At 61.3% G+C, this 11,101-nt stretch carries 7 protein-coding genes; 6 read left to right on the forward strand and 1 reads right to left on the reverse strand.

What is annotated here, in order from left to right:
* The 4 genes from HU773_RS11785 to HU773_RS11800 all read left to right on the forward strand — a co-directional run bounded on the left by HU773_RS11785 (position 1) and on the right by HU773_RS11800 (position 5,412).
* Positions 1 to 903: a MaoC family dehydratase gene (locus HU773_RS11785; protein WP_057959845.1), complete on the forward strand. Its 903-nt coding sequence runs from the start codon at positions 1 to 3 to the stop codon at positions 901 to 903.
* Positions 900 to 2,198 carry an acetyl-CoA C-acetyltransferase gene (locus tag HU773_RS11790; RefSeq protein WP_057959844.1) on the forward strand — a complete coding sequence of 433 codons (1,299 nt, stop codon included), beginning with the start codon at positions 900 to 902 and terminating at the stop codon, positions 2,196 to 2,198. The genes HU773_RS11785 and HU773_RS11790 overlap by 4 nt, the downstream gene beginning before the upstream one ends.
* A gap of 27 nt (positions 2,199 to 2,225) precedes the next feature.
* Positions 2,226 to 3,929, forward strand: coding sequence for an AMP-binding protein (locus HU773_RS11795; protein ID WP_057438654.1), 1,704 nt, complete (start codon positions 2,226 to 2,228; stop codon positions 3,927 to 3,929).
* 307 nt (positions 3,930 to 4,236) lie between these two features.
* A complete protein-coding gene (locus tag HU773_RS11800; RefSeq protein WP_169990682.1) occupies positions 4,237 to 5,412 on the forward strand; it encodes an integrase core domain-containing protein in 1,176 nt (391 codons plus the stop codon).
* Between the two features lie 773 nt (positions 5,413 to 6,185).
* Here HU773_RS11800 and HU773_RS11805 read toward each other — a convergent pair.
* Positions 6,186 to 7,301 carry a Gfo/Idh/MocA family protein gene (locus HU773_RS11805; RefSeq protein WP_057438653.1) on the reverse strand — a complete coding sequence of 372 codons (1,116 nt, stop codon included), beginning with the start codon at positions 7,299 to 7,301 and terminating at the stop codon, positions 6,186 to 6,188.
* A gap of 328 nt (positions 7,302 to 7,629) precedes the next feature.
* Here HU773_RS11805 and HU773_RS11810 point away from each other — a divergent pair, with 328 nt between their 5' ends.
* Both HU773_RS11810 and HU773_RS11815 read left to right on the forward strand, forming a co-directional pair.
* The gene (locus HU773_RS11810; protein WP_057438652.1) at positions 7,630 to 8,670 is read left to right on the forward strand and encodes a WD40/YVTN/BNR-like repeat-containing protein; all 1,041 of its coding nucleotides are present in this window, start codon (positions 7,630 to 7,632) and stop codon (positions 8,668 to 8,670) included.
* Between the two features lie 15 nt (positions 8,671 to 8,685).
* Entirely contained in the window at positions 8,686 to 11,061 is a 2,376-nt protein-coding gene (locus HU773_RS11815) for an efflux RND transporter permease subunit (RefSeq protein WP_057959842.1), read from the forward strand.
* The last annotated feature ends 40 nt before the right edge of the window (positions 11,062 to 11,101 follow it).

Here is an 11,101-nt window from a genome sequence, read left to right on the forward strand (position 1 = left end):
ATGGACGACGTGACGCAGATTATCGACCCGCCACCGTCGCGCAATCGCCTGCTGCTGGACGGCCTGTTGGCGATGCGCAAACCCAGGCTGGAAGGCGCCCCCACGTTGCCCCGGGAGCGCCTGGTGCGCTCGGCGGTGGAGTTGAGCGCCCATGCTATTGCGGCTTATGGCCGGGCCTGTGGCTTTCGGCGCGAGCAAGGGGTGCCGCTGTCCTACCCCCATGTGCTGGCGTTCCCCTTGCACTTGATGTTGCTGACGCGCCCGAGCTTTCCGTACCCGGCCAGCGGCATGGTGCATCTGGCCAATCGCATTCGCCAACATCGACGCCTGCAGGAAGGTCAGGCCCTGCGCCTGGAAGTGTTTGCCGAGCGCTGGGTGGCCCATGCCAAGGGCCAGGCCTTGAGTATTGCCACCCACGCTTACAGCGCGGGCGAGTTGGTGTGGCAAAGCGAAAGCCTGTACCTGCGTCGCGATGTCGCCAACCCGGTGGGCGAGCCATGGGGCGACAGCCTGGCATTGCCCGAAGAGGGCGTGCGGCGCACTCAGCGTTGGGTGTTGCCAGCGGACCTGGGGCGGCGTTTTGCCAAGGTGTCGGGGGATTTCAACCCGATCCATACCTCGTTGATCGGCGCGCGGCTGTTCGGTTTTCGCCGGGCCATCGCCCATGGCATGTGGACCCTGGGCCGCGCCCTGGCCGCCCAGCAACCCCCAGGCGGGCTGGACGTGGCCGAGGCCCATTGCGATTTCAAGTTGCCGATCTACCTGCCCAGCCAGGTCGCCCTGTGGAATGCCCCGGCAGACGGCCCGCGCCGTGCATTCGAAGTGCGCAATCCGGCCGGGGACAAACCCCATATGCGTGGCCTGTTTATCTGGACCTCGCGTTTTGATGAGAGTCGTTCATGAGTGACTACAGCTTCAGCCCCGCCCCGACGCGCCGCGTGGCGATTGTCGGCGGCAACCGCATTCCGTTTGCCCGCTCCAACACGGTATACGCCCACGACAGCAACCAGGATTTGCTGGTGGCCGCGCTGCAAGGCCTGGTGGACCGCTACAACCTCCACGGCCTGCGCCTGGGCGAGTTTGCCGCCGGCGCGGTGATCAAACACTCGCGGGACTTCAACCTGGCCCGTGAGTCGCTGCTGTCCACCACCCTGTCCGCCGAGACCCCGGCCTACGACCTGCAGCAAGCGTGCGGCACCGGCTTGGAGGCGGCGTTGCTGGTGGCCAATAAAATCGCCCTCGGCCAGATTGATGTGGGGGTTGCCGGGGGCGCCGATACCACCTCCGACGCGCCCATCGGCATCAACGAATCCCTGCGCCGCACGCTGCTGGCGGCCAACCGCGCCAAGGGCAGCGGCAACAAGTTGCGCAGCCTGTTGCAGGTGCGCCCCTCGATGTTTTTCAAGCCGCTGCTGCCGCGCAATGGCGAGCCGCGTACCGGCTTGTCCATGGGCGAGCACTGCGAAGAAATGGCCAAGCGCTGGCAGATCAAGCGCCTGGCCCAGGACGAACTGACCCTGACCAGCCACCAGCGCCTCGACGCGGCCTATAAAAACGGCTTCTTCGACGACCTGATCAGCCCCTATCGCGGCCTGTCCCGCGACAACAACCTGCGCGCCGATGCCAGCCTGGAGAAGCTCGCCAGCCTGTCCCCGGCCTACGATCGGCAGAACGGCACCCTCACGGCCGGTAACTCCACGCCGCTGACCGATGGCGCCTCGGTGGTGCTGCTGGCCAGCGAGGAGTGGGCCGCCGCTCGTGGCCTGCCGGTGCTGGCCTACCTGCGTACCGGCGAGACCGCCGCGGTGAACTTCGTCGACGGCAGCGAAGGCTTGCTGATGGCCCCGGCCTACGCCGTGCCCCGCATGCTCGCACGCGAAAACCTGAGTTTTGCCGATTTCGATTTCTTCGAGATCCACGAAGCCTTCGCCGCCCAGGTGCTGTGCACCCTCAAGGCCTGGGAAGATGCCGATTACTGCCGTGAGCGCCTGGGGCTGGAGGCGCCACTGGGGGCTATCGACCGCGCCAGGATGAACGTCAATGGCGGCTCGCTCGGTTGCGGTCATCCCTTTGCCGCCACCGGTGGCCGCCAGTTGGCGGCGCTGGCCAAGGCCATTCACCTGCGCGGTGGCGGACGCGGTTTGATTTCCATCTGTGCCGCCGGCGGCCTGGGCATTACCGCCATCGTTGAAAAGTAGCCGTACAACAACAATAAGGAGACTGCGATGAACGCTGTAAGCCTGGACCAAACCGAACGTATCTGGCTGAACGCCTATCTGCCTGGGGTGCCCAGCGACATCGACGCCGGCATCGAGGACTACCCGTCGTTGCGCGAGGTGTTTCTCGAACATTTGCACAAATACCGCGACCGCGTGGCCTACGTCAGCATCGGCACCGAAATGACCTACGCCACCTGGCAGGCCCAGGGCATCGCCTTTGCCGCCTGGCTGCAGGCCCAGGGCGTGCGCAAGGGCGATCGCGTGGCGTTGATGATGCCCAACTGCTTGCAGTATCCGATCTGCCTGTTGGGCACCATCCTTGCCGGAGCGGTGGTGGTCAACGTCAACCCGTTGTACACCTCCCACGAACTCAAGCACCTGCTCAAGGACAGCGGCGCCGAGACCGTGGTGATCTTCGAGAACTTCGCGCATACCCTGGAAAAAGTCGTGGCCGGCAGCACGGTCAAGCGCGTGGTCATTGCGGCCATCGGCGACCTGCTCGGCACCTTCAAGGGCGCGGCGATGAACTTCATCCTGCGCCGGGTGCAGAAGCAGGTGCCGGCCTACAACCTGCCGGGTGCACTGCGTTTCAACCAGACGCTCAAGCAGGGCCGGGGCCTGACCCATACGCCGGTGCCGCTGGCGCGTGAAGAACTGGCGTTCCTGCAATACACCGGCGGCACCACCGGCGATGCCAAGGGCGTGATGCTCAGCCACCGCAATATCATCGCCAACCTGTTGCAGGCCAAGGCGTGGGTGGGTGATCAACTGGACCAGAACCAGCAGGAAACCAACGTCACCTTGTTGCCGCTGTACCACATCTTTTCCCTGACCGTGAATTGCCTGATGTTCATGTGCCTGGGCGGGCGCAATATCCTGATCGCCAACCCACGGGACGTGAAGCGGGTGCAGATGATCCTGCGCAAGGAGCGTTTCAACGGCATTGCCGGGGTCAACACGTTGTTCAACGGCTTGCTGGAGAACGCAGAGTTCCGTGCCCGGGACTTTTCCGACCTGCGCCTGGTCATCGCCGGCGGCATGGCCACGCACACCGCGGTGGCCAAGCGCTGGAAGGAAGTCACCGGGCTGCCGATCATCGAGGGTTACGGCCTGACGGAGTGCTCGCCGGTGGTGAGCATCAGCCCTATCGACATCTCGCGCATGCGCGAGATGGAATTTACCGGCAGCATCGGCGTGCCACTGCCGTCGACCTGGGTGCGCTTTATTCGCGAGGACGGTGAACTCGCCGACATCGGTGAACCGGGTGAACTGCAGGTGCGCGGCCCGCAGGTGATGCAGGGCTACTGGCAGCGCCCCAAGGAAACCGCCGAAGTGCTGGATGCCGAGGGCTGGCTGTCCACCGGGGATATCGGGGTGATGAATGAACAGGGCTTCATCCGCCTGGTGGATCGCAAGAAGGACATGATCCTGGTGTCGGGTTTCAACGTGTACCCCAATGAAATCGAAGACGTGGTGGCGTTGCACCCGGGCGTTGCGGAAGTGGCGGCGATTGGCGTGGAGGATGGGGTGACCGGAGAGAAGGTGAAGATTGTCGTGGTGCGTCGCGACCCCAGCCTGACCCAGGAGCAGCTGTTGGCGCATTGCCGGGAATACCTGACGGGGTACAAAGTGCCGAAGTTTGTCGAGTTTCGCGTCGAGGAATTGCCCAAGACTACGGTGGGCAAGGTCCTGCGCCGCGCATTGCGCTGACTTGATGCGGTCTAATGGGGGAGCGGGCTTGCCCGCGATGACGGAGTGCTAGTCAATACATTTGCTGACTGACAGCCTGCCATTGCGGCATGATTAGCTACACAACTCTCTTTTCGGTATGTGTACATATCCGTTGCTGCGGTTACGGCCACTTAGGGTTCCGCCCTTACGGCGGCTCACTTTGGAAGAGCGCCAAAGTAAGCAAAGCGCTCTTGCCGGTATGACTCACCCACATGGGTTACAAATCAGTTCACGCACATAGGTAACAGTTATTAACTGGCAGGGTCGATTTTGTGAGGATCTGACCATGCCCTGGGAAGAGCTGAAACCTATGGACCTCAAAGTGATGTTCATCGCCGCCTATTTGGCTGAAAGAGATACCTTTAGCCAGCTGTGCCGCGACTACCAGGTCAGTCGGAAGACTGGCTACAAATGGGTCGAGCGGTACGAGGCTGAAGGGCCCAGAGGGCTCGAAGAGCGTAGCCGGTGCCGGCACAATCAAACCTATGTTGTGCCTCTTGCTATCAGGCAAGCAATTATCGAGCTTCGTTCTATCGGGGAGACTATTCCCGGGCCGAAGAAGATTCAGAACGACTTGCGCCAGCGTTTTCCCGGGCAGGATCCACCCTCGAAAACAACCATTTACAACATCCTCAAGGCCGCTGATCTGATTGCACCTCGACGTGTGCGTCAGCGCGTGGCTGTCTATCCAAAGCCCCTGTGCAAGGTAGAAACCCCAAATCAGCTCTTTAGCGCTGACTACAAGGGGCAGTTTCTGACAGGGGCCGGAGTGTGGTGTTATCCGCTGACGATCATGGACCATGCCAGCCGCTTTCTACTGGCCTGCCAGGGCATGCGCAATACCAACTTCAAAGAAACCCAACAAACCTTCGAGCGTGTTTTTCGCGAGTATGGCTTGCCTGAACGTATTCGGACCGACAACGGCATACCGTTTGCCAGCACGGGCCGTGCAGGGTTATCACAGCTGTCGATCTGGTGGCTGCGGTTGGGGATTATCCCTGAGCGAATTGAGCCCGGCCGCCCAGATCAGAATGGGCGCCATGAAAGGATGCACCGAACCCTGAAAAGCACTTTGCCCCAACCAGCGGCGATTGCTTGGGAAGCTCAGCAGAAACACTTTGATCGCTTTATGCAGCACTATAATCATGAGCGAGGGCACGAGGCGCTTGGCCAGAAAACACCAGCCTCATGTTATTTGCCCTCACCCCGCGCTTACCCGGAAAAGCTGCCTGAAATGGGGTATGCGAGCCACGTGGAGTGTTACCTGGCTGATAGTAATGGAATCATCAATCGAGCAGGTCTTAGGATCTACATAGGCAATCTGCTCAAGCATCAGACCATTGGAATGGAGCTAATTCGAGATGATGTCTGGGAGGTGATCTTCGGGCCTGTGATCCTAGGCCGTGTCGATGCTAGAGACGCAAAGAACGGGTATGTTTCAATCAAAGTGTCACCTATGTGAATGCACTTTTTTGTAACCTATGTGGTTGTCCCGTACATGCCCACCACTCGGTGCCTCGCCTAGGCTCGGCATGCCCGCAGTCAGGCATTGCTCCGTGGGCCCGCCGCGATCGGCCATCCCTGGCCGTGTCGCGGCTACCCCGGCATCCATGCCGGGGTGCCCACTGCGCAATGCCTGCCTGCGGCCATCGTGGTTTAACGGGGCGCCTGAGATCAAGATCAAAAGCCAGATCAAAAGCAGAGCAACAGCAAAGCCAGAGCGCGAAGCTGCCTTCCCCTGTGGGAGCGGGCTTGCCCGCGATGGCGGTGTATCAGTCGATAAATCTATTGGCTGGTACACCGCCATCGCAGGCAAGCCAGCTCCCACAGGTACACGCGCACGCCTCGACGATCAGGTCGGCTGTCAGGCCGCCTCGCTTTGCTTGTGATTTTGATCTTAGGCGCCCCGTTAAACCACGCTGGCCGTCATCCGATATTGATTTGGGGGGTAACCCGGCAGGACGCCGGGTTAGCCGCGCTGGGCCATGGATGGCCCATCGCGGCGGCCCCCCAAATCAATGTCGGATGACGGGCACACCGAGCCTGGGCGAGGTGCCGAGTGGTGGGGCAAGAGCGCTTTGCTTACTTTGGCGCTCTTTTCCAAAGTGAGCCGCCGTAAGGGCGGAACCAATAGCCGCCGTAACCGCAGCAACGGATATGTACACAACCCCAGAAGAGAGTTGTATAGCTACCTATGCCCATCGCGAACAAGCCCACATCAATCGGTGCAGGTCTTTAAATTTCGCTCACGTTGACCCACCGCTCCTCCCGCGCCGCCAGCCGAAGCGCTGTCGCCAACCGCTCCACCTCCCACGCCGCTTCAAAATCAGTACCCGCGGCACCTTGCCCGGCCAGGGCCATGATCAACTCCTGCACTTCCAGGGTTTTCAGTTCGTTGTACCCCAACTGATGCCCCGCCGCCGGGCTGAACGCGGCATAGCCGGGCAGGGCGGGGCCCGCCAGTAAACGCTGGAACCCCTGTTCACCGGCGCGAAACAGGCGCAACTCATTCAATCGCTCCTGATCGAACGCCAGGGTGCCGTGTGTGCCGCTGATCTCGAAGCTCAAGTGATTCTTGTAGCCGTGCTTGAGCCAACTGCTGCTGACGGTGCCGCGTGCGCCATTGGCAAAACGCAGCAAGGCATGTACCTGATCATCCACCGCAATCGAACGCCACTCGGTACTGCCAGGGCTGGCCGGGCGTTGGGCGTGGACGGTCTGGCTGTCGGCGCACACCTTGCTCACATCGCCCACCAGATAACGCGCCATCGCCAGCAGATGACTGCCCAGGTCCGCCAGGGCGCCGCCGGCATGCTCCACCTCACAGCGCCAGGACCAGGGCGACGCCGGGTCGGCCATAAAGTCTTCACTGAACTCGCCCTGGAAACTGATGATCTGCCCCAACTCGCCCGCGTCGATCATCTGTCGCGCCAGGGCGATCATCGGGTTGTGCTGGTAGTTGTAGCCGACCCGAGTCACCACTCCAGCCTCGTAGGCGGCGAGGCGCATGGCGTCGGCTTGCTGCAGGCTGGTCGCCAGGGGTTTTTCGCAATACACCGCCTTGCCCGCCGCCAGTGCGGCCATGGCCATGGGGTAGTGCAGGTGGTTGGGGGTGGTGATAGCGACGAGGTCCACGTGCGGGTTATCAATCAATTGTTGCCAGTCGCCATGGGCCTGGGCAAAGCCCCAGGCGCTGGCGCAACGTTGCGCGCGCTTGGTATCGGCATCGGCCAGGGCCGCCAGCGTCAGGTTGAAGGGAAGCTCAAACACCGCACGGGCGTTATTGAACGCCAGTGCGTGGGCACGGCCCATGAAGCCTGTACCGATCAGGCCGATTCCGAGTGAGCGCATGGCGGTGGTCCTTTTGAATTATTGTTTCAGGAACGCAATTAATAGAATAAAAATTCCCAATGATCAATATATGGAATAAAAATATCGCCTCGCGAATGCGGGCAACTCATCATTTCAGCGAATGCAGCTATATTCAGCGCGAGGGCAAAAGGTCTTTAGTTAACAAAAGATAACGTAGCGCCGATTGTCAGACGATTCGAAAGCCCGATAGGATGGCCCCTGCTTCCTCAAGGGGCTCTAGATTGCAGGTTTGCGCACTGCGAACACCCTGGAAGGTGTTACGACCTAACAATAATAAATGGGAGAAAGGTCTATGAGTGAGCCTGTCATGGGTGTGGGTTTTTGCCGCCCGCTCGCGTCGCGCAAGGTCGCGGTGCTGGCCACAGCGCTCTCGCTGCTGGGGGTTGTCGCGTTGTCGACGGCTGCCCAGGCTGCAACCGACGCCGCAGAACCTGCGGCATTTGCCATTGAATCGCCAAGGGCCGAAAAAGGCCTGATGATCGACGTCGTGCAGGCCGGCAAGCGCCTGGTGGCGGTCGGTGATCGCGGGCATATCCTCTATTCCGATGATCAGGGCGCCACCTGGGTGCAGGCCAAGGTGCCGACCCGGCAATTGCTCACGGCGGTGTTTTTTATCGACGACCAGCATGGCTGGGCGGTCGGGCATGACGCCAAGATCCTCGCCAGCAGCGATGCCGGGGCCACCTGGAGCGAGCAGTTCAAGGACCTCAGCCGCGAAGCTCCGCTGCTGGACGTGCTGTTCAACGACCCCAACCACGGCTTTGCCGTGGGCGCCTACGGTGCGCTGATCGAGACCACCGACGCGGGCAAGACCTGGGAGGATGTCAGCGACCGCCTCGACAACGAAGACCAGTACCACCTCAACGCCATTGCCCGGGTCAAGGACGCCGGCCTGTTTATCGTCGGCGAGCAGGGCAGCATGTTCCGCTCCAGCGACGAGGGGCAGACCTGGGAAAAACTCGAAGGCCCTTACGAGGGCTCGCTGTTTGGCGTGATCGGCACCGCCCAGCCCAAGACCCTGTTGGCCTACGGTTTGCGCGGCAATCTGTTCCGTTCCACCGATTTTGGCGACACCTGGGAGCCGGTGGCGCTCAAGGCCGCCCGTGGCGCCCTGGAGTTCGGCCTGTCGGGCGCGACCTTGCTCGACGACGGCACCCTGGTGGTGGTGGGTAACGGCGGCAGCGTGGTGGTCAGCCACGATGATGGCCTGACGTTCAGCGTATTCAATCGCCCGGACCGCATTTCACTCTCGGCAGTGACGGCGGCGGGCAATGGCGACTTGATTCTGGTGGGGCAGGGTGGCGTGCGCGTCGCCGAGCCAACCGGCGCCGAACGCAAAAAACAATAAGAAGGCGGGGACAGAATGAGCAGTCATCACAACGATAAAGCGACCTTTCTTGAGCGCCTGATCTTCAATAACCGCCCGGCAGTGATCGTCATCTGCCTGCTGGTGAGCATCTTCCTGTTCTGGCAGGCGATGTTGATTCGCCCGTCCACCAGCTTTGAAAAAATGATCCCCCTGCAACACCCCTTCATCGTAAAGATGATGGAGCACCGCAACGACCTGGCGAACCTGGGCAACACCGTGCGCATCGCGGTGGAGGCCAAGGACGGTGACATCTTCTCCAAGGAGTACATGGAGACCCTGCGCCAGATCAACGACGAAGTGTTCTACATCTCCGGTGTCGACCGCTCCGGGCTCAAGTCCCTGTGGAGCCCCAGCGTACGCTGGACCGAAGTGACCGAGGAGGGCTTTGCCGGCGGCGAAGTGATCCCGCAGAGCTACAACGGCTCGCCGGAAAGCCTCGACCAGTTGCGCAACAACGTGCTCAAGTCCGGCCAGGTCGGGCGCCTGGTGGCCAACGACTTCAAGTCGAGCATCGTCGATATCCCGCTGCTGGAGTCCTACCCGGACCCGCAGGACCAGGGCAAGTTGCTGGCCCTGGACTACCAGAAGTTTTCCCACGAACTGGAAGACAAGATCCGCACCAAGTTCCAGGAGCAGAACCCCAACGTCCAGATCCATATCGTCGGGTTCGCCAAGAAGGTCGGCGACCTGATCGACGGCTTGATCATGGTGGTGCTGTTCTTCGGTGTCGCGTTCGTGATCACCCTGGTGCTGCTGCTGTGGTTCACCAACTGCGTGCGCAGCACCATCGCAGTGTTGATCACCACACTGGTGGCGGTGGTCTGGCAACTGGGCTTGATGCACTTTTTCGGGTTCGGCCTGGATCCGTACTCGATGCTGGTGCCGTTCCTGATCTTCGCCATCGGCATTTCCCACGGCGTGCAGAAGATCAACGGCATCGCCCTGCAATCCAGTGAGGCCGACAACGCCCTGACGGCAGCCCGCCGCACGTTCCGGCAACTGTTCCTGCCGGGGATGATCGCGATCCTCGCGGATGCGGTCGGCTTTATCACCCTGCTGATCATCGACATCGGCGTGATCCGTGAACTGGCCTTCGGCGCTTCCATTGGTGTGGCGGTGATCGTGTTCACCAACCTGATCCTGCTGCCGGTCGCGATCTCCTATGTGGGCATCAGCAAACGCGCGATTGCCAAGAGCAAAAAGGACGCCAACCGCGACCATCCGTTCTGGCGCCTGTTGTCGAACTTCGCCAGCCCGAAAGTCGCGCCGATCTCCGTCGCCCTGGCCGTGATCGCCTTTGGTGGCGGTCTGTGGTACAGCCAGAACCTGAAGATCGGCGACCTCGACCAGGGCGCCCCGGAACTGCGCCCGGATTCGCGCTACAACAAAGACAACAACTTCATCATCAGCAACTACTCCACCAGCTCCGATGTGCTGGTGGTGATGGTCAAGACCAAGGCAGAAGGCTGCTCGCGCTACGAAGCCATGGCACCCATCGACCAGTTGATGTGGAAGATGCAGAACACCGAGGGGGTGCAGTCGGCGATCTCCCTGGTGACCGTGTCCAAGCAGATGATCAAGGGTATGAACGAGGGCAACCTGAAATGGGAAACCCTGTCGCGTAACCCGGATGTGTTGAACAACTCCATCGCCCGTGCCGATGGCCTGTACAACAACAATTGCTCCCTGGCGCCGGTGCTGGTGTTCCTCAACGACCACAAGGCCGAGACCCTCGACCGTGCGGTGCATGCGGTGCAGGACTTCGCCAAGGAAAACAACAAGGAAGGCCTGGAGTTCATCCTCGCCGCCGGCAACGCCGGGATCGAAGCGGCCACCAACGAAGTGATCAAGGAAGCCGAGCTGACCATCCTGATCCTGGTCTACCTGTGCGTGGCGACCATGTGCATGATCACCTTCCGCTCCTGGGCGGCGACCCTGTGCATCGTGCTGCCGCTGGTACTGACCTCGGTGCTGGGCAACGCGCTGATGGCGTTCATGGGCATCGGCGTCAAGGTCGCGACCCTGCCGGTGGTGGCGCTGGGGGTGGGGATTGGCGTGGACTACGGCATCTACATCTACAGCCGCCTGGAAAGCTTCCTGCGCGCCGGTCTGCCGTTGCAGGAAGCCTATTACCAGACCCTCAAATCCACCGGTAAAGCAGTACTGTTCACCGGCCTGTGCCTGGCGATCGGCGTGTGCACCTGGATCTTCTCGGCCATCAAGTTCCAGGCCGATATGGGCCTGATGCTGACCTTCATGCTGCTGTGGAACATGTTCGGTGCACTGTGGCTGCTGCCGGCACTGGCGCGGTTCCTGATCAAACCGGAGAAACTGGCGGGGCAGAAGGGCAACTCCTTGTTCGCCCACTGACCCAAGAGGCCCCCCTGTGGCGAGTGGGCAATTCCGCTCG

It is taken from the genome of Pseudomonas shahriarae, from assembly GCF_014268455.2.
In the GTDB taxonomy this organism is placed as follows: Bacteria; Pseudomonadota; Gammaproteobacteria; order Pseudomonadales; family Pseudomonadaceae; genus Aquipseudomonas; species Aquipseudomonas shahriarae.